The sequence below is a fragment of the Phenylobacterium sp. CCH9-H3 genome, assembly GCF_001557235.1.
In the GTDB taxonomy this organism is placed as follows: Bacteria; Pseudomonadota; Alphaproteobacteria; order Caulobacterales; family Caulobacteraceae; genus Phenylobacterium.
In genome coordinates, this window is the sequence record NZ_LSJI01000207.1 from 1 (window position 1) to 26,729 (window position 26,729).

20 protein-coding genes are annotated in these 26,729 nt (G+C 69.4%); 8 read left to right on the forward strand and 12 right to left on the reverse strand.

Going from position 1 to position 26,729, the window contains the following annotated elements; translation table 11 throughout:
- The 4 genes from AX721_RS18320 to AX721_RS18335 form a co-directional block, all read right to left on the reverse strand.
- On the reverse strand, positions 1-2,132 hold a 2,132-nt coding region (locus tag AX721_RS18320), incomplete at its 3' end, for a TonB-dependent receptor domain-containing protein (protein ID WP_068877421.1).
- Between the two features lie 318 nt (positions 2,133-2,450).
- On the reverse strand, positions 2,451-3,458 hold the full coding sequence (locus AX721_RS18325) for a beta-eliminating lyase-related protein (protein ID WP_068877422.1): 1,008 nt from the start codon (positions 3,456-3,458) through the stop codon (positions 2,451-2,453).
- Between the two features lie 74 nt (positions 3,459-3,532).
- Complete coding sequence (locus tag AX721_RS18330; RefSeq protein WP_231733154.1) at positions 3,533-4,684, reverse strand: epoxide hydrolase family protein; 1,152 nt, start codon at positions 4,682-4,684, stop codon at positions 3,533-3,535.
- A 62-nt stretch (positions 4,685-4,746) separates the two neighbouring features.
- Complete coding sequence (locus tag AX721_RS18335) at positions 4,747-5,346, reverse strand: TetR/AcrR family transcriptional regulator (protein ID WP_068877424.1); 600 nt, start codon at positions 5,344-5,346, stop codon at positions 4,747-4,749.
- Positions 5,347-5,441: 95 nt separating this feature from the next.
- On the opposite strand from AX721_RS18335, the gene AX721_RS18340 reads away from it, so the two are divergent.
- Both AX721_RS18340 and AX721_RS18345 read left to right on the forward strand, forming a co-directional pair.
- The gene (locus AX721_RS18340) at positions 5,442-6,833 is read left to right on the forward strand and encodes a carotenoid oxygenase family protein (RefSeq protein WP_068877425.1); all 1,392 of its coding nucleotides are present in this window, start codon (positions 5,442-5,444) and stop codon (positions 6,831-6,833) included.
- Positions 6,833-7,882: a DUF2855 family protein gene (locus tag AX721_RS18345; RefSeq protein WP_068877426.1), complete on the forward strand. Its 1,050-nt coding sequence runs from the start codon at positions 6,833-6,835 to the stop codon at positions 7,880-7,882. The genes AX721_RS18340 and AX721_RS18345 overlap by 1 nt, the downstream gene beginning before the upstream one ends.
- On the opposite strand, the gene AX721_RS18350 is transcribed toward AX721_RS18345, so the two are convergent.
- A complete protein-coding gene (locus AX721_RS18350; RefSeq protein ID WP_068877427.1) occupies positions 7,879-9,375 on the reverse strand; it encodes a serine hydrolase in 1,497 nt (498 codons plus the stop codon). The two genes, AX721_RS18345 and AX721_RS18350, sit on opposite strands and share 4 nt — an antisense overlap.
- A 159-nt stretch (positions 9,376-9,534) precedes the next feature.
- On the opposite strand from AX721_RS18350, the gene AX721_RS18355 reads away from it, so the two are divergent.
- The 3 genes from AX721_RS18355 (at position 9,535) to AX721_RS18365 (ending at position 13,556) form a co-directional block, all read left to right on the forward strand.
- Entirely contained in the window at positions 9,535-10,176 is a 642-nt protein-coding gene (locus AX721_RS18355; RefSeq protein WP_068877428.1) for a hypothetical protein, read from the forward strand.
- Positions 10,177-10,233: 57 nt separating this feature from the next.
- The gene (locus AX721_RS18360) at positions 10,234-12,111 is read left to right on the forward strand and encodes an alkyl/aryl-sulfatase (RefSeq protein WP_068877429.1); all 1,878 of its coding nucleotides are present in this window, start codon (positions 10,234-10,236) and stop codon (positions 12,109-12,111) included.
- A gap of 230 nt (positions 12,112-12,341) precedes the next feature.
- Positions 12,342-13,556 carry a PLP-dependent aminotransferase family protein gene (locus AX721_RS18365; RefSeq protein WP_068877430.1) on the forward strand — a complete coding sequence of 405 codons (1,215 nt, stop codon included), beginning with the start codon at positions 12,342-12,344 and terminating at the stop codon, positions 13,554-13,556.
- Here AX721_RS18365 and AX721_RS18370 read toward each other — a convergent pair.
- The 4 genes from AX721_RS18370 to AX721_RS18385 form a co-directional block, all read right to left on the reverse strand.
- A complete protein-coding gene (locus tag AX721_RS18370; RefSeq protein ID WP_068877431.1) occupies positions 13,511-14,875 on the reverse strand; it encodes an NAD(P)/FAD-dependent oxidoreductase in 1,365 nt (454 codons plus the stop codon). The two genes, AX721_RS18365 and AX721_RS18370, sit on opposite strands and share 46 nt — an antisense overlap.
- 68 nt (positions 14,876-14,943) lie before the next feature.
- The gene (gene secA / locus AX721_RS18375; RefSeq protein WP_068877440.1) at positions 14,944-17,661 is read right to left on the reverse strand and encodes a preprotein translocase subunit SecA; all 2,718 of its coding nucleotides are present in this window, start codon (positions 17,659-17,661) and stop codon (positions 14,944-14,946) included.
- A 273-nt stretch (positions 17,662-17,934) separates the two neighbouring features.
- Positions 17,935-18,846 carry a hypothetical protein gene (locus AX721_RS18380; protein WP_068877432.1) on the reverse strand — a complete coding sequence of 304 codons (912 nt, stop codon included), beginning with the start codon at positions 18,844-18,846 and terminating at the stop codon, positions 17,935-17,937.
- Between the two features lie 67 nt (positions 18,847-18,913).
- Positions 18,914-19,198, reverse strand: a complete 285-nt coding sequence (locus AX721_RS18385; protein WP_068877433.1) for a DUF4242 domain-containing protein — start codon at positions 19,196-19,198, stop codon at positions 18,914-18,916.
- A 109-nt stretch (positions 19,199-19,307) separates the two neighbouring features.
- Between AX721_RS18385 and AX721_RS18390 the strand changes: the two genes are divergently transcribed.
- Entirely contained in the window at positions 19,308-20,261 is a 954-nt protein-coding gene (locus AX721_RS18390) for a LysR substrate-binding domain-containing protein (protein ID WP_068877434.1), read from the forward strand.
- Between the two features lie 83 nt (positions 20,262-20,344).
- Here AX721_RS18390 and AX721_RS18395 read toward each other — a convergent pair whose 3' ends face one another.
- Positions 20,345-21,514, reverse strand: a complete 1,170-nt coding sequence (locus AX721_RS18395) for an acetyl-CoA C-acyltransferase (RefSeq protein ID WP_068877435.1) — start codon at positions 21,512-21,514, stop codon at positions 20,345-20,347.
- Between the two features lie 249 nt (positions 21,515-21,763).
- On the opposite strand from AX721_RS18395, the gene AX721_RS18400 reads away from it, so the two are divergent.
- Both AX721_RS18400 and argJ read left to right on the forward strand, forming a co-directional pair.
- A complete protein-coding gene (locus tag AX721_RS18400; RefSeq protein ID WP_068877436.1) occupies positions 21,764-22,702 on the forward strand; it encodes a peptidyl-prolyl cis-trans isomerase in 939 nt (312 codons plus the stop codon).
- Positions 22,699-24,162, forward strand: a complete 1,464-nt coding sequence (argJ, locus tag AX721_RS18405) for a bifunctional glutamate N-acetyltransferase/amino-acid acetyltransferase ArgJ (protein ID WP_068877437.1) — start codon at positions 22,699-22,701, stop codon at positions 24,160-24,162. Before AX721_RS18400 ends, argJ begins: the two co-directional genes overlap by 4 nt.
- Here argJ and AX721_RS18410 read toward each other — a convergent pair.
- On the reverse strand, positions 24,159-25,088 hold the full coding sequence (locus AX721_RS18410) for a bifunctional 2-polyprenyl-6-hydroxyphenol methylase/3-demethylubiquinol 3-O-methyltransferase UbiG (protein ID WP_068877438.1): 930 nt from the start codon (positions 25,086-25,088) through the stop codon (positions 24,159-24,161). The genes argJ and AX721_RS18410 overlap by 4 nt on opposite strands.
- A partial coding sequence (locus tag AX721_RS18415; RefSeq protein ID WP_156467245.1) for a glycosyltransferase occupies positions 25,075-26,729 on the reverse strand: 1,655 nt, incomplete at its 5' end. The genes AX721_RS18410 and AX721_RS18415, both read right to left, overlap by 14 nt.

Sequence of the window (26,729 nt, forward strand, 5' to 3'; positions counted from 1 at the left end):
GACCTCTCGCCAGCGTACCGTATATCGGTGTCCCGATAATGCACTGGGGCCGGGATGGCGGCGGCGCAGGTGACGCGGCGTGCGGCCTGTTGGGCCGCCGTGGCGCCGGCGAAGACCGCCGCGTCGCACGGGTCGGTAGCCGAGGTGGTGAAGTTGCGGCTCTGCGGCGAGAACAGCTCGATGATGTTCGGCGCGCGCACCGCGGTGGACTCGCTGGCCCGGAAGCGGATGTCGCGAACCGGAGCCCAGGTCGCCGCGATCCGGTACTGGTCCGTACCGCCGATCGTCGAGTAATCCGAAACGCGGCCAGCCAGCTCGACGCTGAGTTCTTCGGCGAACGGCACGTCCTTCAGGATGGGGATCCGGACTTCGCCGTAGGCTTCCTTCACGTTGTAGGAACCCTCGCGGGTGCCGATGGCGTTGAAGAACAGCGCGCCGGAAGCGCCCAGGGCGTCCTGCTCGAAGAAGCTGGTTTCCTTACGATACTCGGCGCCGAACGCCACGCCGACAGGACCGGCGGGCAGTTCGAACAACTCGGTAGCGAAGTTCAGGCCCGCCACCGTCTGGGTGATCTTCTGGTCGGTCGTCGAGTTGGCGTTGGTGAACAGGATGGCTTCGCGCGAGGGCCCATTCACGAGGTCCCAGGGCGCGCAGCCTGCAGCCCGGGCCGCCGCGTCACGGCACACCACCTGGCCGTTCAGCAGCACCGCATCGGTCGCCTGCTGGACGCGGGCGACGTTCGGCACGTTGTAGGAGATCGTCGTGCCGTCCAACCGCGAGTACTGGACGTAGCCGTCCATGTTCACCTGCCGCCCGAAGGTCTCGAACTGACCCTCGATGCCGCCGGCGATGCGGTACTGTTCCCGTTCGGTCTTCACATCGCGGCCGCCGAATTCGACGAACTGCTTGCCGACGTTGGCGGTCGAACCTTGGGTGAGCGTCTTGCCCGCAGCCAGCCATTCCGCGCGCAGCGCCGCAGCCGTCGCGCCCGGGCCGTTCAGGTAGGCGTTGTCGCCACGCAGCACGAGCGGCATGGTGCCGCCGCCCGCCGCGTTCGAGAACGCCGGGCCGAAGATGCCGTAGCCACTGACCTTCACGTAGGAGGCATCGACGAACGCCTTGAAGGTGTCCGTGATCTTGTAGTCCATGTAGGTGCGCAGGACGCCGCGGTTCGCCTTGCCCTGCAGCGCGCTGAAGAAGTTGCTGTAGGTGAGCGCTTCGTCCTGGCAGGTGGGTTGAACGGTCTGGGTCGAGCACGCGGGCGACAGGCGCACAACCTGGGTGGGGTTGCGGGCGTCCAGAGTGACGGCGCGCGCCGTGCCCACCACGTTGCCGCCGATCAACTGGAACGTCGCCGTCGTGTTGCCGTTGGTGCGAGAGTTCGGGATGATGGGCTGCGGATTGACGCCGGGGGCGTTGTTCCGGCGGAAGCCCGGGTAGAGCTCGTCGCGGTCCCGCTGCATGATCTTGTCAAGCGTGGCGTATTCACCGCCGACCAGCACGTTCAGCCGGTCATCGAAAAACTTCTTGCCCCAGTTGAAGCCGGCGCGGAATTCCTCGCCATCGTTCTCCTCGGTGATGCCACCCTGGATGTCGAGCTCGAGGCCTTCGTGCTCCTTCTTCATGATGAAGTTGACGACGCCGGCGATGGCTTCCGAGCCGTACACCGCGGACACGCCGCCAGGAACCGTCTCGATCCGTTCCACCATCAGCGAGGGAATGGTGTTGAGGTCGACGGCGGGCGAAGAGGCGTCGGAGAACGGAAGGCGACGGTTGTCCATCAGCACCAGGGTGCGAGTGGCGCCGAGGCCGCGGATATCGGCGCGCGCCTGACCCGCCAGGAACAGCGTACCCGAGGTGGTTTGCGCGTTCTGATTGGGGTTGATCGACGGCTGGTCCAGAAGGATGTCGCCGATCGAGGTCTGGCCGGACTCGCGGATGGCTTCCGCGCTGACGACGGCCAGCGGCTGCGGCGCGCTGAAGGTGTCGCGGCGGATGCGCGAGCCGGTGACGACAATTTCGCCGACGTCGACGCCTTCGCCGGCCTCTTGGGCCTGGGCGATGGTGGGCATGGCGAGCAGGCTCGCGGAGGCGGCTGACGCGAGCAGCGCGCTTCGAAGCATGGTGTTCATTTGGACTTTCATTCTTGCGGCCCCCCGGCCTGGGAACGGGTTTCTTCGAGGGCGCCGGGCGATGCCGGCGCTTGTTCCCTCGGGCGCGCAGTTCCCCTCGCGTCGACGCGGCTTCACGGCGACGGCTGACGAACCCTGCACCTGAGGGTGGTCTCGATAGCTGTCACGCACGTGTCACGCGGGCAACGAAAAGCGGCCGCAGTTACGACGAACGGTCGGGTAACATTACAGATTTTCCGCGATTTGCGGCTTCGGCGCCACACATCGCCCGGTTGCGGCAAGGCCATGCCCCAGTCGGATCGGCTCCAGGCGGGCGATTCAGGCGATGAGGCGCAGGGCCGCGACGATTTCGTCCACCGAATCCTCGGTGGTGGCCCACGAGCACATGAAGCGGACCGACCCGTCGAGGAAGCGGTAGACGAACCAGCCCGCGGCGTGCAGCGCCGCGAGCCGGGCTTCATCCATCTCGACGAAAACCGCATTGGCTTCAACGGGATGGGCGACGCGGAACGGCATCTTGCCCGCAAGCCGCCGGGCCATGGCGTTGGCGTGGGCGGCGTGCCGAACCAGGGCGCCGCCTTCGAGCATCCCGATGAAGGGCGCGGCGTAGAACCGGCCCTTGGACGGAAGTTGGCCGGATTGTTTCAGCCGTGCGTCAAAGCGGCGGGCGATGGCGCGGTCGAAGATCACCACGGCCTCGGTCGGCGGCATCCCGGCCTTCGTCCCGCCGACAACGAGGATGTCGACGCCCAGGCCGGCGATGGCCTTGGGGTCGAAACCGGCGGCCGCGGCGTTGGCCAGCCGCGCGCCGTCCAGGTGCACGCCATAGCCCTTGGCCTTCACCGGGGCGATCAGGGCGCGCAGTTCCGCCTCCGCGTAGACCGTGCCGTACTCGGTGGCGTTGGTGATCGACAGGGCCGCCGGCGACTGGCGGTGGGAGACGTCGGGGGCGTTCAGCGGCCCCGCGAGGGCGGCCGGATCGATCTTGCCCGAGGCGCCCGGCAGGCCGACTAGGCCCAGGCCGTGGCCGAAGAGGCCGGGGGCGCCCGTCTCGTCGGTGCAGATGTGCGCGTGCTCGTGGGCCAGCACCGCCTCGAACGGCCGGCAGAGGGCGCCCAGCGAGATCGCGTTGGCGGCCGTGCCCGAGGCCACGAACCGCACCTCGGCGTCGGCGTCCAGGGTCGCGCGCAGCAGGTCCGCGGCGCGGGCGCTCACGGGGTCGCTGCCGTAGCCCGACGTGAAGCCGGTGTTCGCCGCGAGGATCGCCTCCATCGCTTCGGGCGTGGCGGGAGCGGTGTTGTCGGAGGCGAAGTCGTAGCGGGCCATGGGCGGGCTTCTACGGTTCCAGCCGCGCAGCGGCCAGACCTGATATCGAACCTGCCGAATGCGCCGTCGGCGCGTCAGCCGTGCTCGCGGGCCCAGGCCTGGACGTCGGCCACGAAGAGGTCGGGTTCCTCCATGGCGGCGAAGTGGCCGCCGCGGGGCTGGTCGGTCCAGCGGACGATGTTGTAGGCGCGCTCGGCGAAGGCGCGGGGCGGGGCCGAATAGAGCGGCTCGCCCGGGAAGTTGGCGAAGGCGGTGGGGGTCTCGACCCGCTCGCCGGCCGCCAGCGCCAGGCCGCCTTCCTCGATCATGCCGCGGTAGTACCAGGCCCCGGAGGTGAAGCTGCCGGTCATCACATAGAGCATGATGTTCGTCAGCAGCCGGTCCTTGGGATAGGCCTCGTCCATGGATTTCGCCCGCAGGTCCGACCAGTCGTGGAAGCGCTCGGCGATCCAGGCGGCCTGGCCCACGGGGTTGCCGGCGCCCATCCAGGCGATGGACTGGGGCTTGGAGACCTGCAGCCGGAAATAGGCGCCCATCATGTCCATGGCGGCGGCCTGCTTCTGGGCCCAGGCGATTTCCGCTTCGTCGGCAGGGCCGCCGTGCGGCCGGAAGCCCAGCATGTTGAGGTGGATCGCCCGGGCGCTCGCCCCGTGCTCGCGGCCGAGCCAGGAGGTGACCATGGCGCCCCAGTCGCCGCCCTGGGCGAGATAGCTGCGATAGCCCAGCACCTCGGTCATCAGGGCGTTGAACAGGCGGGCGGTGGTGCGCTGGCCGACGGGGCGCGCGGGCTTGGAGGAGAAGCCGAAGCCGGGGAGGGACGGGACCACGAGGTCGAAGGCGTCGGCCGCATCGCCGCCGAAGCGCGACGGGAAGGCCAGTTTCTCGATCGACTGCCAGAACTCGTAGTGCGAGCCCGGCCAGCCGTGCGTCACCAGAAGCGGCCGCTTGCCGCCCGCCTCGCCCACCACGTGCAGGAAGTGCAGATCGAAGTCCCCGACCCGGGCGGTGAACTGCGGGAAGCGGTTGAGGTCGGCCACCGCGGCGCGCCAGTCGTAGGCGCCCGTCCAGTGGTCGCACAGCGCCTTCAGATAGGCGCCGTCGCACCCGTAGGCCCAGCCGTCCGGGACGTCCGGCGCCGGGGGCCAGGGGTAGGCGCGCACCTGGTCCAGCACGGGGCCGACCTCGGCCTTGGTCCAGGTCACTTCGAAGGGTTTGATGTCCGCCACGCCCCGCCTCCCGATCTTTGCGGCGAGCGTCGCAGGTTTCCCCATGGGGTCGTCAAGGCGCCTCAGGCGCCGGGCTTCAAGCCCTTGGCCAGGGTGGCGCTGATCTGGTGATGCAGGTCGCGGGCGGCGCCGGCGGGCAGCTTGCCGGCCATCTCCAGCACGACCACCCCATGGGTGGCGGCCCAGAACATGGCCCCGATCTCATCCGGATCGCCCGCCATCTCGCCCGCGGCGATCTGGTCCTTGACCCAGGCGGTCTGGGTCTCATGGGCCCGGCGTCCGGCCTCCACGAGATCCGGATAGGCGTCGTCCATCGGCTGGTTCAGGTCGAACATCAGCTTGTAGGTGTGCGGGTGGTCGAAGGCGAAGCGGACATAGGCCTCGCCCACCGCCGCGGCCTTGGCCCGGGCGCTCTTGGCGCTGCCGCGGGCCGCCTCCAGCGCCTCGGCGAACCGGTTGAAGCCGTTGGCCCTGACCGCAGCCAGGATGTCGTCCTTGTCCTGGAAGTAGCGGTAGGGGGTCATGGGCGAGACGCCCAGGGCGGACGCCAGCTGGCGCATGGTCACCGCGTCGGGCCCCTTCTCCGCGAACAGCCGCTCGGCGGCGGCGCACAGGCGCTCGCGGAAGTCGGCGACATCGGTCTCGGTCAGGACGCGCGGCATTCGACTCGGCTGCTGCAGAAAAGGCTTGCCAAGGGGTACGGCCTCCCGCATGAATTTACAACGTAAGTTACAACAAGCAAGTGGAGGCGACGACCATGGACGGCGATGTGAGCATCAATCCGTATCTGGCGGGGAACTTCGCCCCGGTGCGGTCCGAGGACGACTTCGACCTGACGGTGAAGGGCGAGATTCCGGCGGGCCTTCGCGGCGCGCTCTTCCGCATCGGCCCGAACCCGCAGTTCGAACCCCGAGACCCCAACCACCACTGGTTCGGCGGCGACGGCATGGTTCACGGCTTCTACGTCGCGGACGGCAAGGTCAGCTACCGCAACCGCTACGTCCGCACGCCGAAGTGGGAGCTGGAGCACGAGCACGGCCGCTCGCTGTTCGGCAGCTTCGGCAACCCGATGACCACCGATCCGCTGGCGATCGGCAATGAGGGTGGCGTGGCGAACACCAACATCGTCTGGCACGCCGGCAAGCTGCTGGCGCTGGAGGAGGGGCATCACCCGTTCGGCATGGACCCGCGGACCCTGGAGTCGAAGGGCTACGACCGCGAGTTCAAGGGCAAGGTCACCGCCCACCCGAAACTCGACCCCAAGACCGGCGAGATGGTCTGGTTCGCCTATGGCGTCGGCCAGATGCCGCTGTCGGCGGGGATGAGCTATGGCGTCACGGACAAGGCCGGCGGCCTGGTGCGCCGCCAGGATTTCCAGGCGCCCTTCGCCTGCATGGTCCACGACTTCATGGTCACCGAGAACCACGCCCTGTTCCCGATCCTGCCGCTGACGGCCAGCCTCGAGCGGGCGATGAGCGGCAAGCCGGCCTTCGCCTGGGAGCCCGAGAAGGGCTCCTACGTAGGCGTCATGCGGCGCGATGCGGACGTCTCGACGATCCGCTGGTTCAATACGGAGGCCTGCTACGTCTTCCACCCGCTGAACAGCTGGGAGGAGGGCGGCAAGATCTTCTGCGACGTCATGCGCTACGACGTGGCGCCGCTGTTCCCCAAGGCCGACGGCTCGCCCGGCGACAAGGCCGCGGCCCGGCTGGTGCGCTGGACCTTCGACCTGAACGGCGCCTCGGACGCGATCAAGGAAACGCCGCTGGATGATCTGGACGGGGAGTTCCCCCGCGTCGATCCGCGGGTGGAGACCCTGAAGCACCGTCACGGCTGGTACGCCGCCGATCCGACCGGCAGCGGCACGATCAAGCAGTGCGCCATCGCCCATATCGACCTGCTGACCGGCAAGCGGCAGGTCTATCAGCTGAACGGCGGGGACCTGACGTCCGAGCCTGTGTTCGTACCGCGCTCGGCGGATGCGGCGGAGGGCGACGGCTGGCTCACCGCGGTGATCTGGCGGGCGGCCGAGAATCGCTCCGACCTGGCGATCTTCGAAGCTCAGGATATCGAGAAGGGCCCGGTGGTCATCGCCGAGATGCCGCGTAGGATGCCGTTCGGCTTCCACGGCAACTGGGCGAGTTTCTGATGAACGGCTGGGATCTCCTCGTCGACCGGGCGGACCTGCGCAAGACGAGTCTCGTACCGACCGACGTCGAGGTCCCGCTGGCCGAGGGGGAGGCGCTGCTGGAGGTCGAGAGCTTCGCCCTGACCGCCAACAACGTCACCTATGGCGCGGCGGGGGATCAGCTCGGCTACTGGAAGTTCTTCCCGGCGCCGGAGGGCCAGGGGCGGATCCCGGTCTGGGGCTTTGCGCGGGTGGTGCGGTCCAACGCGGCCGATGCGCCGGTGGGGCTGCGCTTGTTCGGCTACTGGCCCATGTCCAGCTACACCGTGGCGCGCCTGCAGAAGCGGCCCGCCGGCTATGTGGAGGTCTCGGCGCACCGGGCGGAGCTGCCGCCCACCTACAACGCCTACCAGGTCGCCGAGCCAGCGGCGGACGATGACTGGCGCTCGCTATTGAGGCCGCTCCTGATGACCAGCTTCCTGCTGGACGACCAGCTTTCGGACTTGCCGCTGAAGACCCTGGTGCTCTCCAGCGCCTCCAGCAAGACGGCCATGGGCCTGGCGTGGCTGGCGCGTCGGCGGGGCGTGAAGGTGATCGGCCTGACCTCGCCGGCGTATGTGGACCTGCTGAAAGCGACCAAGCTGTACGACGAGGTGGTCACCTACGACGATATCCGCGGGCTGAAGGCGGAAGGCCCGGCCGCCTATGTGGACTTCGCCGGCCGCAGCTCGGTGAGCAAGGACGTGCACGAGACGCTGGGCGAGGCGCTCCAGGCCAGCCTGATCGTCGGCGTCACCCACTGGGAGGCCCGGGGCGGACCGCCGCAGACCGTGGGACCGGCGCCGAGATTCTTCTTCGCGCCCGACCGCATCCGCCAGCGGGTGAAGGACTGGGGCGGGCCCGAGCTGGACGCCCGCTTCCAGGCGGCGCTCACCGCCTTCATCGCCGGCAATCCTTGGCTCAAGCTCAAGCGGCACGCGGGGCCACAGGCGCTGCAGGCGCTCTACGACCGGGTGGTCGCGGGCAAGGTCAGCCCGGACGAGGGGCACATCGTCCGACCCAAGGCCTAGCTCGAGAACTCGACCATCTGCATCGTGGCGGGGGTGGTCGGGGCGAGGGTGATGCGCACCCGCAGCGTCCCGCGCTCGCAGGGCAGGGTGAGCATGGTCGACATGGCGTTGTCGGCGACGATCGGCTCGGGCGCTCGGCAGACGCCCAGCTTGGCCTTCAGCTCGGCGATCTCGGCGTTGCGGCGGGGGGCGTCCCGATCCAGCAGCACGTTCATGGCCAGCGCCTCCCGGGCGGCCAGCACGTCGCCGGCGGCATAGATCCGCTGGACCGCGGCCGCCATGGTGGTGAGGCCCGGGCTGGGCGGCTGGGTGCGCACCGGGAACGCGCCGGAGGTCACCAGCTTGATCGCCGCCTCGCGCACCGTGGCCGACACCGGGGCATAGGTGAGGTTGGCGAAGGCGAAGACGCCGACGCCGCGCTGGGGCAGCATCAGGACGTTGGAGCCGTAACCCGGCAGGCCGCCCGAGTGGGTGAAGTGCGGGCCCAGCACACAGTCCGAATAGACGATGGTCCCCATGCCGTAGGCCCGGGCCCGATCGCAATCTGCCGGGTCGCTGCGATTGGCGCGGCCCGCGACGCCCAGGAAGTTCTGGCCCCGAACGATCTCGCGGATGCTGGAGCGCTTGAGGATGCCGTCCTCGGGCCCGTCGCGCGGCGGCCAGGCGGCGAGCTCCCAGGCCATGTAGCGGGCGTAGTCGTTGGCGGTGGTCATCAACCCGCCCATGGCCCCGAAGGCGCCGGGGCCCAGGGACGGCTCCTCCACCCAGGTGTCCTCCTGCCAGCGGTAGCCGACGGCCCGCCGCGCGGCGGGCGCCTTGGCCACGTCGTATCCCGTCGAAGCCATGCCCAGCGGTTTCAGGAACGCCGTCTCGACGTAGTCGGCATAGTTCATGCCCGCCGCGTTGGTCACGGCGCGGCCGGCGAGGGCGTAGCCGAAGTTCGAGTACTCGAAGGCCATGCCAGGGGCTCGCGAGAACGGCACGCCGGCCGCCACGAACCGCGAGAAGTCCGCCTCGGACATGTCGAGCTGGCGGTCGCCCCAAGGGTCGTCGGTGACGAAGCCGGCGTTGTGGGTGAACAGGTCGCGGACGGTGATCCTGGGGCTGTCGGTGGTGGGGTACTTCAGGGCCTTGAGCTGGGGGATCACCGTCTCGGCAGGGGCGTCGAGGCGCAGCTTGCCGTCGTCGCGCAGCTTCAGGGCGGCGAGCGCCGTGAAGTTCTTGGACATGGAGGCAATGCGGAAGATCGTGTCGGCGGTGACGGGCGCCTTCGAGGCCGTGTCCTGCACGCCCAGCGTCCGGACGTAGACGAGCTTGCCGTCGGCCACCACGCCATAGACCAGGCCCGGGGCGTGGCGCTCCTTCATGAAGGCCTCGAACAGCGGGTCGATCGTCGCCATCGCGGCCTTCTGGGCCTCGGTCTGGGCCGCCGCTGGCGCGGCCAGCCCCAGGGCGAGCGCCAGCGCCGTCGCCAATCCCTTGAACCCCGCCATCCGATCCTCCCCAAAACGTCCGCCGATGCGACGCGGCGGCGGCCGGCAAGTCAAGGCGGACCCGACGATAGTTCATATAAATGTATTGCATAAATACTGGACTCTTGCCGCGCTTCACGGCACAGCTTCGCCCTCTCAGGGGGAATTCAGGAGCAGAGTATGCCTACCCTAGATCCCAATTCCGCGACCTCCAGCGGGGTGTTGCCGAACACCGGCGTCGTGCCGTTGCCGGCCGACGCCCTGCCGGCGCCCGTGCCTGGCCAGATCGAACCCGTGCCCGGCGACAGCGGGCGCTTGCGTATCGTGACCGGGACGGACGCCGACGACGTCCTCACGCTGGACGGCCTGTTCGCGTTCGGCGGCAAGGGCGCGGACACCTTCGTCCTCACCTCGGTCGGCGCGGACGACGATGGCCCCGAGAACCTCGGGACCGTCATGGACCTCAGCGCCGAGGACAAGATCGACCTCAGCCAGCTGGGCCCGAACGCCGCGATCCTCGGCCGCGAGGCCGACGGCAAGGGCGGTGAGCGCATCTCCATCGACTTCGATGGCGACGGCGATGAGGACGGCTTCGTCACCGCCTTCGAGAACGGCGCCCCGGCGCCGGACGACGCGGGCGTCGTGCCGGGCGATGATGGCGAATTCCACATCCTGCCGTTCCCGATGCCGGGCGACGGCGAGTTCCACATCCTGCCGTACCCGATGCCCGGCGACGGCGAGGTCGGCGTCTACTCGGCGGTGGAGGTCAGCACCGACACCTTCGTCGCCCTGACCGGCATGACGCTGGACTGGATCGCCTAGCGGTTGGTTGCCAAGCCTCCCGGCCCCGGGCATGGCTCGGGGACGGGAGGCGTTTCCATGAAGAAGAAACTCATCGTCGCCGCCGGCGCGCTGGCGCTGGCCCTTCCGGCTGCGGCCGCCGGGCCGGACTTGAACGATCGCCAGGACTTCGCCTTCGCGGACCGCGGCTTCGTCGCCACACGGGCCGACCCACAGATCAAGGCCGCCGACGGCCGGGTGGTCTGGGATCTTTCCGCCTACGAGTTCCTGAAGGCTCCGGCGCCCGCCAGCGTGAACCCCAGCCTCTGGCGCCAGTCGCAACTGCTGGCAAAGCACGGCCTGTTCGAGGTGACCAAAGGGGTCTGGCAGGTCCGCGGCTTCGACCTCGCCAACGCCACCTTTATCGCCGGCAGGACGGGCTGGATCGTGATCGATCCGCTGACCTCCGCCGAGACGGCGAAGGCGGCCCTGGACCTAGCCAACGAGAAGCTGGGCGCCCGGCCCGTGGTGGCGCTGATCTACACGCACAGCCATGTGGACCACTTCGGGGGCGCGCGCGGCATGGTCGCCCAGCCGGACGTGGACTCCGGCAAGGTCCAGGTGATCGGGCCGCAGGGTTTCCTGGAGCACGCGGTCAGCGAGAACATCATCGCGGGCGCGGCCATGCAGCGCCGGGCGACGTTCCAGTTCGGCTCGCTGCTGCCGAAGGGGTCGGAGGGGCTGGTCAACTCCGGGATCGGCATGGCCGTGGCCCCGGGCACGCAAGGGCTGGTCCCGCCAAACGTGGACATCGCCCGCAGCGGCCAGGAGCTGACGGTCGACGGCGTGCGGATCCAGTTCCAGCTGACGCCCAACACCGAAGCGCCGGCGGAGATGAACCTCTACTTCCCGGACCTGAATCTGCTGGACCTGGCCGAGAACGCCAACGCCACGATGCACAATGTGCTGACGCCGCGCGGCGCCCTGGTGCGGGACGCCAAGGAGTGGGCGGGCTACCTGACCGAGTCGATCCGGCTCTATGGCGACAAGTCGGACGTTCTGATGACCAGCCACGGCTGGCCGCGGTTCGGCCGGGCCGAGATCGCCGACTATCTCGAGAAGCACCGCGACGCCTACAAATACCTGCACGACCAGTCGGTGCGGCTGATGAACGACGGCCTGCTGCCGAACGAGATCGCCAACCGGATCCAGCTGCCCGAGGCGTTGGGGGCCGAATGGTACAACCGCGGCTACTACGGCACGATGAGCTTCAATTCCCGGGCGGTCTATCAGCGCTACATGGGCTGGTACGACGCCAATCCGGTCCACTTGGCGCCGCTGGAGCCCGCGGACGAGGCGGCGCGCTACGTGGCCATGATGGGGGGACCCGCGACGGTGCTGGCGGCGGCCCAGGGCGCCTACGACAAGGGCGACGACCGCTGGGCCGGCGAGCTGGCCAACCGCCTCGTTATGGCCGACGCGAAGAACGCTGCGGCGCGGGAGCTTCTGGCGAAGACCTACGAGCGGCAGGCGGTGGGAGCCGAGAGCGCGATCTGGCGCAACATGTACCTGACCGGCGCCCGCGAACTGCGAGCCGGCGTCGTGGCGGGCCCAGGTCAGTCGGCCTCGCTGGACTTCATCCGCAACACGCCGACGCCGATGCTGCTGGACCTCCTGGCGGTGCGGCTCGATCCGGCGAAGTCGAAGGGCGGGGAGGTGGCCGTCGATCTGGTCTTCCCAGACCGCAACGAGCGGTTCCGCCTGCGCGTGAAGCACGACGTCCTGACCTACGAGGCCGATCCGAAGGGTGGCGCCGCCGCCGGGACGTTCGCCATGCCCCGCGCCCAGTTCCTCGCCGGCGCCCTGGCGGGCGCCGACCTCTCAGGTCAGGCCACGGCAGGCGACAAGACCGCCCTGGCAAGGCTGCTGGGCATGCTCTCGGCGCCGCGAGCGGGCTTCCCGATCGTGACGCGGTAGGAGCGCTGAGGTGGCCACTTCGGTGCGACTGGACCGTGACAGCGGCGCTTTCAGCGGTTATGGACGCTGCATCATGAGCCTGCGCCTCGCCCTCGCTTCGAAGGTAGCCGCCGCCCGTCCGGGGCGTCGCGAGGTCGTGCGCAGCTAGCTGCTCACCCCGCCCGATCCCCCGCAAACCCCGCGGATGGATCGGCAAGAGACCCCTCCATCCGCCAGCCGATGGAGTTCCCATGACCGCCTGGACCGACCGCTTCAGTGAACGGATGGCGCATGTGCGCGCCTCCGAGATCCGCGAGCTGCTGAAGCTGCTCGACCAGCCCGACATCCTCTCGTTCGCCGGCGGCATTCCCGATCCGGTGCTGTTTCCCACCGAGCGCATCGCGGCCCTCTATGCCGAGGTGCTGGCCGAGGCGGGGGCCCAGGCGCTGCAGTATTCGGTGAGCGAGGGCCTGCCGGACCTGCGCCGCTGGATCGCCGCGCGGATGACCGCGGACGGAACGCCCTGCGACGAGGGCAACATCGTCATCACGGCAGGCTCGCAGCAGGCCTTGGACCTGATCGGCAAGCTGTTCCTCAGCCGGGGGTCGACGGTGATGGTCGAGCGGCCGACCTACATGGGCGCACTCGGGGCCTTCAACGCCTACGAGCCGGCCTATGCCGACCTGTCGGGCGAGGTCCCGGCGGGGGCGCGGTTGGCCTATGTGGTCCCCGACTTCGCCAACCCGTCGGGCCGCACCATGCCGCGGCGCGAGCGTGAGCGGCTGCTGGCGCGCGCGGAGGCCCATGACCTGGTGGTGGTCGAGGACGGCGCCTATCGCGACCTGCGGTTCGCGGGGACCGCCGAGCCGTCGCTGATCGCGCTGGATGTGGCCCGGTCGGGCGGGATCGAGAACGCTCGAACGCTCTATTGCGGCACCTTCTCCAAGACCCTGTCGCCGGCCCTGCGGCTGGGCTGGGTCTGCGCGCCGCGGGCGGTCATCGACAAGCTGGTGCTGCTGAAGCAGGGCTGCGACCTGCACGTCTCGACGATCAACCAGATGGTGGCCGCCCGCGTCGTCGCCGAGGGCTTCGATGGACACCTGGAGCGCCTGCGGGCGCACTACCGGGAGCGGGCCTCGGCCATGCAGACCGCGCTGGCCCGGCACATGCCGATGGGCGTGACCTGGTCCAAGCCGCAGGGCGGCATGTTCGTCTGGCTGCAGCTTCCGGAGGGACTGGACGGCGCGCAACTCCTGGAGGCGGCCCTGGCCGAAGAGCGTGTGGCCTTCGTGCCCGGCGCCCCGTTCTTCGCGGTCGGCCCCGAGGCGAACACCCTGCGGCTCAGCTACTCCCTGCCGTCCCCGGCCGACATCGACGAGGGCGTGCGGCGGCTGGGCCGGCTGGTCGAGGGGCGGCTGGCCTACGCCGGCTCCAACGCGGCGCGGGCGGCCACGGGGAGGGCATAGCCGGCGGCCTTGGCCCGCTTGCCGCCGCGCTCGATCTCCTTGAGCAGATCGTGGACATAGAGGCCGAAGTCCACCTGGATCGTGTGCCGGGCGGCCTTGTAGTAGGGCCCGAGGTGCAGCGCCTCGTCGGCCTTGGTCACCTCCGCCATCTCGGCCGGCGGCGGCGGGCGATAGCGGCCGGTCAGGTAGGCGCCCGCCAGCTTGGCCTGCTGCTCGGCGAAGTTGACCAGGGTCGGCAGCGGCTGCGCCAGGCCCATGAAGAACAGGTTCGGCACGCCGGGCTGCATCATCCGCTTGAACAGCGGGAAGCGGTTCTCGGCGTCCGGCAGCAGGGCCGGGTCCTTGAAGAAGGGGAAGCTGATCCGGTAGCCGGTGGCGTAGACGATGGCGTCCACCTCCTCGACGCTGCCGTCCTCGAACCGGACCTTCCGGCCCATCAGTTCGGCGATGTTCGGCTTGAACTTCACGTCGCCGCAGCCGGCGCGGGTCAGGAACTCGCCGGAGACGGAGGGGTGGGCTTCCAGCGGCTCGTGGTCGGGCTTGGGCAGGCCATAGTCTTCCATCCGGCCGATGGTCTTCTTGATCTTGGCGCGGGCCAGGTTGAGGCCCAGCTTGCGCGGCATCCAGTGCGGCATGGACGCCTTGTCCGCCGGACGGCCGTCCATGTACTTCGGCAGCACCCAGACCCCCCGGCGGGCGGCGACCCACAGGGTCTTGGCGATCGGGCGCTGGGAGAGCTCGGAGGCGATATCCATCGCCGAATTACCCATGCCGACGACCACGATGTTCTGGCCGCGCATGTCCACGGGATCGAACGGGTCGCGGTAGTCGTGGGCGTGGAAGGCGGGCCCGTCGAACGTGCCCGGATAGTCCGGGACCCGCGCGTCCCAGTGGTGGCCGTTGCAGACGAACAGGACGTCGTAGAGCCGCCGCTCGCCGGTCGACAGCGTCACCGCCCACAGGCCGTCGGCGGTGCGCTCGGCCAGCTCGACCCGGGTGTCGAAGGTGATCTTCGGGCGCAGGCGGAAATGGTCCACGTAGCCGCGGAAATACTGCAGCAGCTGGGCGTGGTGGGGGAAGTCGGGCCAATCGGCCGGGACCGGATAGTCCTCGAAGGCGAGCCGCCACTTCGAGGTGTCGATGTGCAGGCTCTCGTAGCAGGCCGACAGGCCGTTGGGGTTCTTGAAGTACCAGTTGCCCCCGATGTCGTCGGACATCTCGAAGCAGTCGAAGGGCACGCCCAGGTCCTGCAGCCGCTTGGCGGTGGTGAAGCCGGAACAGCCGGCCCCGATGATGCAGGCCTTGGGCAGGGCGGTCATGGAACGCTCCGTCAAATCAACGGAACGATCCTGGCCGCCCTTACCTCACGTCCGGCAACCGGCTGCGGTCAGACCAGCGCGCCGTGGCAGTGCTTGAACTTCTTGCCCGAGCCGCAGGGGCAGGGCGAGTTGCGGCCGGTCTGCTCCCAGCCGTCGGGCAGGGCGGTGACCGGCAGGGCCTGGCGCTGTTCGGCCGAGATTCCGTCGGGCACGAAGCCGCGCTCGGCTTCGTTCTCGCCGGTCAGGGGATCGAGGTGCACCTCGAAGGTCTGCTGCGACGGGGGCGGCGGGGGCTCCTCGAAGGCGAACTGCACGGTCATCAGCCAGCGGGTGACGTTCTGGCGCAGGTCGACCAGCAGCTTCTCGAAGAGCGAGAAGGCCTCGGTCTTGAATTCGTTCAGCGGGTCGCGCTGGCCGTACCCACGCAGGCCGATGACGGTGCGCAGATGGTCGATGTGCATGAGGTGCTCGCGCCACTGCAGGTCGATGGTCTGCAGCAGCCAGCTCTTCTCGAGGTTGCGCATGTAGTCCGGTCCCGTCTGCGCGGTGACCATCTGATCGCGCTCCACCGCACGGGCGTCGGCGGCCGCGCGGATGCGCTCCTCGATCTCCTCGTTGGCGATGCCATCCTCGGCCGCCCACTCGGCGATCGGAAGCTGCAGGCCGAGGTAGTGCTGGACCTGGGCATCCAGGCCCTCGACGTCCCACTGCTCGGCGTAGGCCTTGGGCGGCAGGTGGCGGTTGACCAGGTCGGCGATCGTTTCGTTGCGGAACTCCGCCAGGATCTCCTGCAGATCCGTCGCTTCCATGAACTCCTGGCGCTGCTCGAACACGGCCTTGCGCTGGTCGTTGATGACGTCGTCGTACTTCAGAAGGTTCTTGCGGATTTCGTAGTTGCGCTGCTCCACGCGCTTCTGGGCGGTGGCGATGGCGCTGTTCAGCCACTTGTGGGTGATGGCCTCGCCTTCCTGGACACCGAAGGTGCGCATGATGGTGTCGAGGCGCTCGCCGGCGAAGATGCGCAGCAGGTCGTCTTCGCACGACAGGAAGAACTTGGAGTGCCCGGGGTCGCCCTGGCGACCCGTCCGGCCGCGGAGCTGGTTGTCGATCCGCCGGCTCTCGTGCCGCTCGGTGCCCAGGACGAAGAGGCCGCCGGCGGCTAGCGCCTGCTCCTTCAGGTCCTTGATGTCGGCCTCGATCTCGGCCTTCTTGTCCAGCGCCTGCTGGGGCGTGACCTCAATGCCGGCGTCGCGCTGCTCTTCCCGCCATTTGGCGAGGCGCATGTCGACGTTGCCGCCCAGCTGGATGTCGGTGCCGCGGCCGGCCATGTTGGTGGCGATGGTCACCGCGCCCGGCACCCCGGCGTCGGCCACGATGCTGGCCTCCTGCTCGTGGAAGCGGGCGTTCAGCACGTTGTGGGGGATGCCCCGGATCGTCTTGCCGTCCATCTCGAAGGTATGGGCCTTCAGGAGTTCGGACAGCTGTTCCGAGCGCTCGATGGACACTGTGCCCACCAGGATCGGCTGCTTGCGGCGGTAGCAGTCCTCGATGAGGAGGGTCACCGCCTTGTTCTTCTCGGCGGCGGTCCGATAGACCTCGTCGTCGTCGTCGATGCGCTGGACCGGCCGATTGGTCGGGATCTCGGCGACGTCCATCTTGTAGATGTCGGCGAACTCCTGGGCCTCGGTGGCGGCCGTGCCGGTCATGCCCGAGAGCTTGGAATAGAGGCGGAAGTAGTTCTGGATGGTCACCGAGGCCAGGGTCTGGTTCTCGGGCTGGACGACGGCGCCTTCCTTGGCCTCGATGGCCTGGTGCAGGCCTTCCGACAGGCGGCGGCCGTGCATCATGCGGCCGGTGAACTCGTCGATCAGGATCACCTCGCCCGCGCGGACGATGTAATCCTTGTCGCGCACGTACATCACGTTGGCCCGCAGGGCCTGGTTGATGTGGTGCACCACCGAGATGTTCGCGGGGTCGTACAGGCCGGCCGAATCCTCGGCCAGGTGCCCGGCCGCGGCGGCCATCTCCTCGATCTTCTCCGAGCCCTCTTCGGTCAGGATCACCTGCCGCTGCTTCTCGTCGTAGTCGTAGGTGGTCTTGTCGGTGATCAGCTCCTTCACGAGCAGATCGATGGTCCGGTAGAAGTCGGAGCGGTCCTCGGTGGGGCCCGAGATGATCAGCGGCGTGCGCGCCTCGTCGATCAGGATCGAGTCCACTTCGTCGACGATCGCGAAGTTGTGGCCGCGCTGGACCATCTCGCTGACGTCGTAGACGAGGTTGTCGCGCAGGTAGTCGAAGCCGAATTCGTTGTTGGTGCCGTAGGTGATGTCCGAGCGGTAGGCGTCCTGCCGCTGGCCCTGGCTGAGGCCGTGGACGATCACGCCGACCGATAGGCCGAGGAAGCGGTAGACCTGGCCCATCCACTCGCTGTCGCGCTGGGCGAGGTAGTCGTTCACGGTGATGACGTGGACGCCCTTGCCCGAGAGGGCGTTCAGGTAGGTCGGCGCCGTGGCGACCAGGGTCTTGCCTTCGCCGGTCCGCATCTCGGCGATACCGCCGCGGTGCAGGATCATCCCGCCCACCAGCTGGACGTCGTAGTGGCGCTGGCCCAGGACCCGCCGGGCGGCTTCGCGCACGACGGCGAAGGCCTCTTCCAGCAGATCGTCGAGGCTCGCGCCCTTGGCGATGCGCTCCTTGAACTCCGCCGTCTTGGCCCGCAGCTGCTCGTCGGAGAGCGCCTGCATGGCGGGCTCCAGCGCCGTGATCTTGGCGACGCGGGCGTTCATGCCCTTGACCTTGCGGTCGTTGGAGGAGCCGAAGAACCGTTGGAAGATGCTCAAAGGGAATGTCCGTGAGGCGGCGATAAGGCCCTTCGCCCGCCTGGAAGAAGCGCTCTTTTGGGGCGTGGGTGACTTAAGGACTGCCCCCGCTCAAGTCAACGCAGCGCCCCTGTCACGAGAGGGTTCATCGCGGCGCCTGCCCCGGGTTTCGGCGGTTCGAGGCCGTTTGGCCCGGTCGATACGGACGGATCGACCGGGCCAGGCTTGGCCTGGGCTGCGCTAGCAGAAGGCGGGGGCGACCTGCTCGAGCCGGGCGCGGGCGGCCGGGCTTACCTTGCCCATGGCGCCCAGGAAGCCCTCGTTGCGCAGCGCCGAGCCCAGGAAGGTCCAGCGCTGGGCCTGGTGCTGCGCCTGGATGAACCGCGCCCGCTCGCCGTCCGACAGCGTCCGGCCGATAGCGGCCTCGAGCGAGGCGAGATCGAGTTGCGTCTGCTGGCCGAGGCCGCCGTCGAGGAAGGCGCCGATCTCCAGGAACTCCTCCACGGCCTGCTCGACCTGGTCGGGTCGGGCGCGGGCAGCGAGTTCGAAGAACACCAGGGCGTCCAGCTTGGCGTGCTGGGACTCTTCCATCCAGTGGTGCTTGAGCAGGCTCTTGAACTGCGGATCCAGGGTGTCGTCGTCGTGGACGCTGTCCAGATAGTGCCGCTGCGTCGCCCACTCGATGCCGAGCACGAAGATCGCCAGGCTGAGGGGGCTATGGGCCCGCACCGCGGCGCCGATCTGGTCGGCCGGGCCGATGAAGCCGCACTCGCCCTCGAAGCCCTCGGTGAAGGCCTGCCGGAAGCGCACGAACAGCTCGATGTGTTTGGCCTCCTCGGCGGCGAACTGCAGCAGCGCCGGCGTGCGGTGCGTGTCCTGGCCAGGGGCCGAGGGCGCTAGGTCCTCGATCACTGGCAGGATGCACCGCTCGACGAGCTCGAACATGGCCAGGTAGCCGAAGGCCCGGATGTGGTTGAGCTTGAGCCGCTCGGCCGCCGTCAGGAAGTCGAGCTCGTCCGTGCGGGCGAAGCTCTCCGGCAGGAAGGGCTTCGAGAAGTCCATGCGCTTTTCGGGGCCGATGATGTCCTCGATGCGCCAGTTGACGGCCTTGGACATCTCCATGAGCCGTTCGTAGTTGGGTTCCAGTTTCATTTGACGTTCTCCTCGCACGGCCCCGCGCCCCCCGGGCGCGGTCGCGACGGGTGAAGCGTGCCGCCGCTCAGTTGTTGGCGGTGGTTGGATCGATGATCTGCGAGATCTCGGTGATGTTGGTGACCGGGAACCCGCTCAGTTCGGCGTGGGCGTAGATCGCGTCCTCGCCATCCGCGAGGTAGATGCAAAACGTCCGATCGCCGGCGACATAGCTGTGCTGCCACTGGACGCTTCGGCCGATCTTTTCGATCGCCTGGTTCGATGCGCGAGCCGCCCCGCAAAGCTCGACGATCGACATACCGCCGACGCCGGGCATCTCTCGCTCGACCAGGTAACGTTTGAGTTGGCCCATGGCGCCGCCCCCACATCACCCTTGGAATGATTGAAGTGTCGCGCCAGCGACCCCGGCGCACAATCTAAACAATCTGGCGCTGACTAAAGGTTTTGCTTAGGAAGGGGCCATGGTCGCTCCGACATACCTGCGTTCGCTCCAGGCCCTGGAGCTCGCTGTGCGCGAGGGCTCCTTCGCGGCGGCGGCGGCGGGCCTCGGCATCACGCCTGCCGCTGTGGGCCAGCGGGTTAAGGCCCTGGAGGACTATCTGGGCGTCGAGCTGCTGCTGCGGGGCCGGTCGGGGATCCAGGCTGCGCCGGGCCTGACCGCCGCCCTTCCGCACCTCAGCCTGGCCTTCTCGGAACTGGAGGCCGCCGCGCGCGAGCTCGAACTCCAGCGCGGCCACGAGCTGCACATCGCCGCGGCGTCGGATTTCGTCGAGCTGTGGCTGGAGCCGCGCCTGGGCGCCTTCCGAGAGACGCATCCGAACATCCGCTTCTGCATCAACGGCGAGGGCGATGCGCCGCTGCGCCTGGGCCGCGTGGACTGCGAGATCAGCTTCGGCCCCGCCCGGGCCGACGCGTCGACCGACCTTTTGTTCCGCGACTACGTCCTGCCGGTGGCGTCGCCCGAGAACACGCGGCGCACGGCGCAGCAAACGGCGCGGGCCCAGCTCGAGGGGTTCCCGCTCCTGCACCTGGACTTCTACAAGGACGATCCGGCCGGGCTGTCCTGGCCGGAGTGGGTCGCGGCCAACGACGTGGACCGCAGCGCTCCGGAGCGCGGCATGCGCTTCCGTCGCATCACCGCGGCCCTGGACGCGGTCGCGGCGAACGCGGGCGTCACCCTCTGCGGGCTGGCGCTGCTCGACGCCCATCTGGCGGCCGGCCGGATCGCGTTGCCCTATCCACTGGCCATGGGGCGCTGGAGCGAGCACGGGTTCCGCGCCCGGTTCCGTGCCGACATGGAAGGCCGCCGCCACGTCCAGCGGTTCCGCGACTGGCTGTTGCAGGAAAGCCGCGCCACGGCCGCTTGGCTGCGCGAGACGGCGGGGCGCGAACCGCCGCCGAACCTGGCGGCATGAAAAAGGGCGGCTGCGAGCCGCCCTCTCCACCGCTCGGGCGAGTGTATCGAGCCCCTCTCCCGACCGGAGAGGGGCCCTAAGTCCTAGTAGACTTCGAACAGGCCGGCGCCGCCCATGCCGCCGCCGATGCACATGGACACGACCACGTGCTTGGCGCCGCGGCGCTTGCCTTCCTGCAGGATGTGGCCCGCGAGGCGCGCGCCGGTCATGCCGAAGGGGTGGCCGATGGCGATGGAACCGCCATTGACGTTGTACTTCTCGGGATCGATGCCCAGCTTGTCGCGGCTGTAGAGGCACTGGCTGGCGAAGGCTTCGTTCAGCTCCCACAGGTCGATGTCATCGACCTTCAGGCCGTGGCGTTCCAGCAGGCGCGGGATGGCGAACACCGGGCCGATGCCCATTTCGTCGGGCTCGCAGCCGGCCACGGCCCAGCCTTTGAACACGCCCAGGGGCGAAAGGCCCCGACGCTCGGCTTCCTTGCCTTCCATGATGACCACGGCGGCGGCGCCGTCCGAGAGCTGGGAGGCGTTGCCGGCGGTGATGAACTTGCCCTCGCCCATAACCGGCTGCAGCTTCTGCAGGCCTTCGAGCGTGGTGTCGGGGCGGTTGCACTCGTCGCGGTCCACGACGTAGTCGACGATGGACTCTTCCTTCGTGGCCTTGTCGACCGTCTTCATCTTGGTCTTCATCGGGACGATCTCGTCCGCGAACTTGTTCGCCTGCTGGGCGGCGGCCATGCGGCGCTGGCTCTCCAGCGAATACTCGTCCTGATATTCGCGGCTGACGTTGTAACGCTGGGCCACGATGTCGGCGGTGTCGATCATCGCCATGAAGATCGCCGGGTGCATCTTGGTCAGCTCGGGATCGAAGTTGTTCGGGCCCGTGCCCATGTTCGGCATCGAGATCGACTCCACGCCGCCGGCCACGACCACCGGGGCGCCGTCGTTGCGGACGTGGTTCGCCGCCATGGCGATGGTCTGCAGGCCCGACGAGCAGAAGCGGTTCACGGTCACGCCCGAGGCGGTCACCGGCAGGCCGGCCAGCAGGCCCGCCTGGCGCGCGAGGTTGCCGCCGCCGTGGGCGACGTTGCCCAGGAACACGTCCTCGATGTCGCCGCCGTCCACGCCCGCCTTGGCCACCGCATGCTTCACCGCGTGGGCGGCGATGGAGACGGTGGGCGTCATGTTGAAACCGCCGCGGCCGGACTTGGCCAGGCCGGTACGGGCATAGGAAACGACGACGGCTTCACGCATTTGGAATAGTCCTCCCAACGAAATGGATTTTTGAGCCCTCGGTCGGGGCCCGGAAAACTCGCCGGCACCTTTGCATCCCGGCGGGAAAATGGCCAGCCGGGCGAAGCGAATTCTGGTTCCGGTTTGCGGCGCCCGCGGGCGCGGGCTCGCGCCGGATGCGAAAGGGCTTCCCCTTTCCAGGGTCGCGCACTAGGGGGACGGGCGGCGTCCGCCGACGCCGCGCCTCCGCCCCTCCGCAGGGATGACCCGATGGCCTCCGGTCCCTTCCGCATCGCGATGATCGCCGCCCTGGCGCTGGCCGCGTCCGCCTGCGACCGCGGCGGCGAAAGCTCGAGCCCGCCGGAGCGTGGGGACAAGGCCGTGGCCCGCGTCGACGGCAAGACGGTGTGGGCCTCGGACGTGAAGCGCGAGGCCATCGCCCAGGGCCTGATCGGCGAGGGCGAGCCGCTGGACACCTCGTCGGACCTGTTCCGCCAGATGATGGACCAGGTGATCGACCAGAAGCTGCTGGCCGCCGAGGCCCAGCGGCGCAAGCTCGACAAGGACCCTCTGGCCCAGCGCCGGCTGACCGCCGCCCAGGACCGCGTGATGGGCGACATGCTGGTGGAGACGACGGTCGCCGACGCCGTGACCGAGGACAACATCCGCGGCCTCTACGAGGAACAGCAGAAGCTGGCGCGCCGCTCGGAAGAGATCCGCGCCCGCCAGATCGTGCTGGCCACGGCGGCCGAGGTGGACCAGGTGAAGAAGCTGCTGGCCGCCGGCGCCAACTTCGAGGCCCTGGCCATGGAGCGCTCGCGCGACGCCGCCACCCGCTTCAACGGCGGCGACCTGGGCTATTTCACCACCGACGTCATGCCCGAGGCCTACGAGGCGGCGCTGAAGGGCGCCAAGCCCGGCCAGCTTATCGGCCCGGTGCCGACGCAGGGCGGGTTCGCGCTGGTCAAGGTCGAGGACGTGCGGCAGGAGCAGCCGATCCCCCTGGACGCCGCTCGCCCTCAGATCGTCCGTTTCCTCACCTACGACCGCATCCGCGACCTGCTGGAAAAGCTGCGGGCCAAGGCCAAGGTCGAGACCCTGATCAAGCCCGAGGCCGGGACCCCCAAGCCTGTTCCGCCGGCCGACGCCCCCAAGGCCGCGGCGCCCCCGGCGCCCGCGGCCCCGACCCAGAAGGGAGCCGCTCCATGAGCCGCAAGCCCAGCACGCCCGCGGCGAAGGCCGCCGCGCCCAAGCCCGCCGGCAAGGCTTCCAAGCCGGTGGAGGCGGTCGGCGAGGCGCTCGAACGCGCGCTCGATCCCCTGACCACGGCTCTGAAGCGCGCCGGGTTGAAGCGGGCCGACAAGGCGGCCCGCGCCTTCGACGACCGGACGGCCCAGCCTGCGGCGGCGGGCGCGGGCAAGGTGGACAAGTCCGCCATGCCGGTGTCTCCGCTCGCCGTGCCGTTTCCCCGGATGCAGCCCATCCGCGGCCTGACCATGGCGACGGGCCGCGCCGGCTTCTACAAGCACGAGCGGGACGACCTGCTGGTCATGAGCTTTCCCGAGGGTGCGAGCTGCGCCGGCGTCTTCACGCGTCATGGGGTGGGCTCGGCGCCCGTCGACTGGTGCAAGCGCCACCTGGAGGCCACCAAGGGCGAGGGCGTGAAGGCGCTGGTGGTCAACGCCGGCTGCGCCAACTCCTTCACCGGCCGGCCCGGGGCCGATGCGGTTCGCCGCGTCGCCTCGGCCGTGGGCAAGCGCTTCGACTGCCGCCAGCGCGACGTCATGGTCGCCTCCACGGGGGTGATCGGCGTGCTGCTGGACGACACCAAGATCGTGAACCGCCTGGCCGACGTGGAGCACAAGCTCAGTCCCGACGGCTGGGGCGCGGCCGCGCGGGCGATCATGACAACCGACACCTTCCCCAAAGGCGCCTACGCGGAGGCCGAGATCGACGGTGTGAAGGTGCGGATCGGGGGGATCTGCAAGGGCTCGGGCATGATCGCGCCGGACATGGCGACGATGCTGGCGTTCGTGGTGACGGATGCGGCGATCTCGCCCGGGGCGTTGCAGAACCTCTGCAATCTCTACACCCGCAACACCTTCAACGCCGTGACGGTGGACGGCGACCGGTCCACCAACGACACCCTACTGCTGTTCGCCACGGGGCAGTCGGGAGCGCCGAAGATCAGCCGTGCTGGCGACCGGCGCCTGGCCGATTTCCGTGACAAGCTGGAGCAGGTGCTCATGAACCTCGCCCACCAGCTGGTCCGCGACGGGGAGGGGGCGACCAAGTTCATCAAGATCACGGTGACGGGCGCGGAAAGCGCCGCCTCGGCGCGCAAGATCGCCAAGTCGGTGGCCGATAGCCCCCTGGTGAAGACCGCCTTCGCCGGCGAGGACGCCAACTGGGGCCGCATCGTCATGGCGGTGGGCAAGGCGGACGAGCCGGTCGACCGGGACTCCATGAGCGTGAAGTTCGGGCCTCATTGGGCGGCCCAGGACGGCCTCATCGCCGGCAGCTACGACGAGGCCAAGATGAGCGCCTACATGAAGAAGCAGGAGTTGGAGGTCAGCGTCGACGTGGGCGTGGGCCGGGCTGCGGCCACCGTGTGGACCTGCGATCTGACCAAGCGCTACGTCGAGATCAACGGCGACTACCGTAGCTAGCGGCGCAGGCGGCCCAGCAGCGCGCGCAGCGGCGCCGTCGCGCGCCAGATCGTCGAGTTCTCGATGGCGTCGGCCCGCGCCAGGGCCGCCCGAGCCTGGGCCTGCAGGACCGCGGCGTCCCCGCCGGTCTCGGTGTCGTCGGGCAGGGCGAAACGAGCCGCGCTGGCCATGAAGGCTTCGCGCCGCGCGGCCGGCGGCATCGCCTCGGGCAACCGTCGCAGGGCGACCAGGAACTCGTCGGCCCCTTGCTCGGTGTGGGCCAGTTCGAAGGGCAGAAGGTCCAGGCGGCTGGCGAGGTCCAGGGCGTCCACGAGGCTGTGGGGCGTGAACACCCAGCAGTGCGCGTCCAGGTACTCGGCGCCCGTCCGGCGGGCGAGGTCGAGACCCTGCCAGGCGCGCTCGGTCAGGGCGGCCTCGTCCAGCGGCGGGGCCTTCAGGTCGCGGGTGTCGTAGACGTGGTTGAACACCTGCCGCGCATCCGGCCGGCGCAGGCGGCGGAGATGGGCGTCGACGAACTCGCCGGCCGTGCTCACCGGCCGTCGGGCGTCGAAGGTGTAGCGCTTGTCCGGCACGAAGAAGACCGCCAGCCCGCCGTCGGCCAGGACGCTGGCGATCTCGCCCAGCCAGCCAAAGACGTCGGGGATGTGCTCGATCACATGGCTGGCCAGGACGTAGTCGTAGGCCCGGGCGCCGCCGACGCAGTCCAGCAGGCTCTGCTCGCCCCAAACGTGGTCGATCTCGGGGATCCGGGCCCGGTCCACATCGTGGCCGTCGTAGGCCGCCACCAGGGCTTCGCGGCTGGCGCGGTCGACGTATTCCACCGGCCCTATGGCGCGGGCCACCATGGGCCGGTCGAGGGGGCCGATCTCCAGTCCGCGCTGGCGGGCCGGGTCGATCAGGGCGGCGAGAGCCTCAGCGCGGTCCATCGGCAGCCTTCCACGGCGCCACGCGGCCGGGCGGCTCGCCCAGGCGGTAGTTGGTGTAGCGGCGGTCGAACACCGGCCCGTAGAAGGGGTCGGCGTCCAGCACCGGACCCCAGCGGTCGCGCATTACGCGCACCTCGCGCTGGAAGCGGGCGGCGGCCTCGGGGGCGAGGTCCGAGCCGCGGCTGGCGCTTTCGTGGTGGTAGAGCTCGGCGTGGGGTGTCCAGACGATGTCGTAGCCGGCCTCGCGCACCTTGAGGCACAGGTCCACGTCGTTGAACGCCACCGCCAAGTGCTCGGCGTCCATGCCCCCAACCTGGTCGTAGACGGCCTTGCGGATCGCCAGGCAGGCCGCGGTCACCGCCGAGACGTTGCGGGCGAGGGCCAGGTGCCCCTGGTAGCCGGCATGGTTGGCGCCGGCCCCGGCGTAGAGGTGTCCCGCCACCCGGTCGGCCACGTCGCCCACGCCCAGGACGACGCCGGCGTGCTGCAGGGTGTCGTCGGGGTAGTAGAGTTTGGCGCCCACGGCCCCGACATTGGGCCGGACCGCCTGGGCGACCATCTCGTCCAACCAGTCGGGCCGGATCATCGAGATGTCGTTGTTGAGCAGCACCAGCACCTGACCGCGGGCCTGGGCGGCGGCGAGATTGTTCAGGGCCGCGAAGTTGAAGGGGCCGGGCGCGCCCAGGATGCGGACCCGGGGGTCGGCCTTCAGGAACTGGAACAGGGCGAGAGTCGCCGGCTCGACGCTGCCGTTGTCGACGATCAGCAACTCGATGGGGCCGTAAGCCGTCTCCGCCAGCACGCCTTCGGCGCAGCGGGCCACCAGGTCGGCGCGGTCGCGGGTGGGCACGATGAGGCTGACCAGCGGCCTCGCCTCGGGGACGGGGCGGCGGACCCTCAGCCACCGGGCCGCGACGTCCATCTGCTCGACAGCCCCGGCCTGGGCGGTGCGCTCAAGGTGTTCGCCCACGGCCCGCGCGGCGGCGGCGGCGCATTCGGCGGCCCGGGCGCGGGAGAACGAACCCGGCCGCCGGTGTTGGCGCCAGTGATAGAGCACCCAGGGAATGTGGCGGATGCGCGCCGGCGTCGCCCGCTCGGCGGCCCGAAGGACCAGGTCGTGGTCCTGGGCGCCGTCGAATCCGCCGCGCAGGCCGCCGAGGGCGGTCAGCAGGCTGCGCCGGATGACGGTGAGGTGGTTGACCGCGTTCACGCCCAGCATCAGCTCGGCGTTCCAGTCGGTCTTGTGGTGCGGCTGGGAGCGGCGGCCCTTGTCGTCGACCTTGTCCTCGTCCGAATAGAGGAGGTCGGCGTTGGGATGCCGCTCCAGTTCGGCGGCCACCTCGTAGAGCGCCCGCTCGGCCAGCAGGTCGTCGTGGTCCAGAAAGGCGACGAACGCGCCGGTCGCTAGTTCCAGCGCCGAATTGGTGGCCGCGGCGATGCCGCCGTTGGCCTCGCGCCGGACAATCCGGATGCGAGCGTCCGTGGCGGCCAGTTCGGTGAGCGCCTTCCACGTGGCCTCGCCGGGCGAGCCGTCGTCGACGATGCAGAGCTCCCAGTGCGGATAGAGCTGGGCGCGGACCGAGGAGACCGCCTCATGCAGCAGGTAGGGATCGGACCGGTAGGCGGCCATGACCACCGAGA

What these genes read in the sequence shown, in the direction of transcription:
- secA (WP_068877440.1), bottom strand. Translation starts at nt 17,661, where the DNA reads ATGAACGCCCGCGTCGCCAAGATCACGGCGCTGGAGCCCGCCATGCAG.
- AX721_RS18380 (WP_068877432.1), bottom strand. Translation starts at nt 18,846, where the DNA reads ATGAAACTGGAACCCAACTACGAACGGCTCATGGAGATGTCCAAGGCC.
- AX721_RS18385 (WP_068877433.1), bottom strand. Translation starts at nt 19,198, where the DNA reads ATGGGCCAACTCAAACGTTACCTGGTCGAGCGAGAGATGCCCGGCGTC.
- AX721_RS18360 (WP_068877429.1), top strand. Translation starts at nt 10,234, where the DNA reads ATGAAGAAGAAACTCATCGTCGCCGCCGGCGCGCTGGCGCTGGCCCTT.
- AX721_RS18390 (WP_068877434.1), top strand. Translation starts at nt 19,308, where the DNA reads ATGGTCGCTCCGACATACCTGCGTTCGCTCCAGGCCCTGGAGCTCGCT.
- AX721_RS18325 (WP_068877422.1), bottom strand. Translation starts at nt 3,458, where the DNA reads ATGGCCCGCTACGACTTCGCCTCCGACAACACCGCTCCCGCCACGCCC.
- AX721_RS18335 (WP_068877424.1), bottom strand. Translation starts at nt 5,346, where the DNA reads ATGCCGCGCGTCCTGACCGAGACCGATGTCGCCGACTTCCGCGAGCGC.
- AX721_RS18370 (WP_068877431.1), bottom strand. Translation starts at nt 14,875, where the DNA reads ATGACCGCCCTGCCCAAGGCCTGCATCATCGGGGCCGGCTGTTCCGGC.
- AX721_RS18410 (WP_068877438.1), bottom strand. Translation starts at nt 25,088, where the DNA reads ATGGACCGCGCTGAGGCTCTCGCCGCCCTGATCGACCCGGCCCGCCAG.
- argJ (WP_068877437.1), top strand. Translation starts at nt 22,699, where the DNA reads ATGAGCCGCAAGCCCAGCACGCCCGCGGCGAAGGCCGCCGCGCCCAAG.
- AX721_RS18350 (WP_068877427.1), bottom strand. Translation starts at nt 9,375, where the DNA reads ATGGCGGGGTTCAAGGGATTGGCGACGGCGCTGGCGCTCGCCCTGGGG.
- AX721_RS18365 (WP_068877430.1), top strand. Translation starts at nt 12,342, where the DNA reads ATGACCGCCTGGACCGACCGCTTCAGTGAACGGATGGCGCATGTGCGC.
- AX721_RS18395 (WP_068877435.1), bottom strand. Translation starts at nt 21,514, where the DNA reads ATGCGTGAAGCCGTCGTCGTTTCCTATGCCCGTACCGGCCTGGCCAAG.
- AX721_RS18355 (WP_068877428.1), top strand. Translation starts at nt 9,535, where the DNA reads ATGCCTACCCTAGATCCCAATTCCGCGACCTCCAGCGGGGTGTTGCCG.
- AX721_RS18340 (WP_068877425.1), top strand. Translation starts at nt 5,442, where the DNA reads ATGGACGGCGATGTGAGCATCAATCCGTATCTGGCGGGGAACTTCGCC.
- AX721_RS18345 (WP_068877426.1), top strand. Translation starts at nt 6,833, where the DNA reads ATGAACGGCTGGGATCTCCTCGTCGACCGGGCGGACCTGCGCAAGACG.
- AX721_RS18400 (WP_068877436.1), top strand. Translation starts at nt 21,764, where the DNA reads ATGGCCTCCGGTCCCTTCCGCATCGCGATGATCGCCGCCCTGGCGCTG.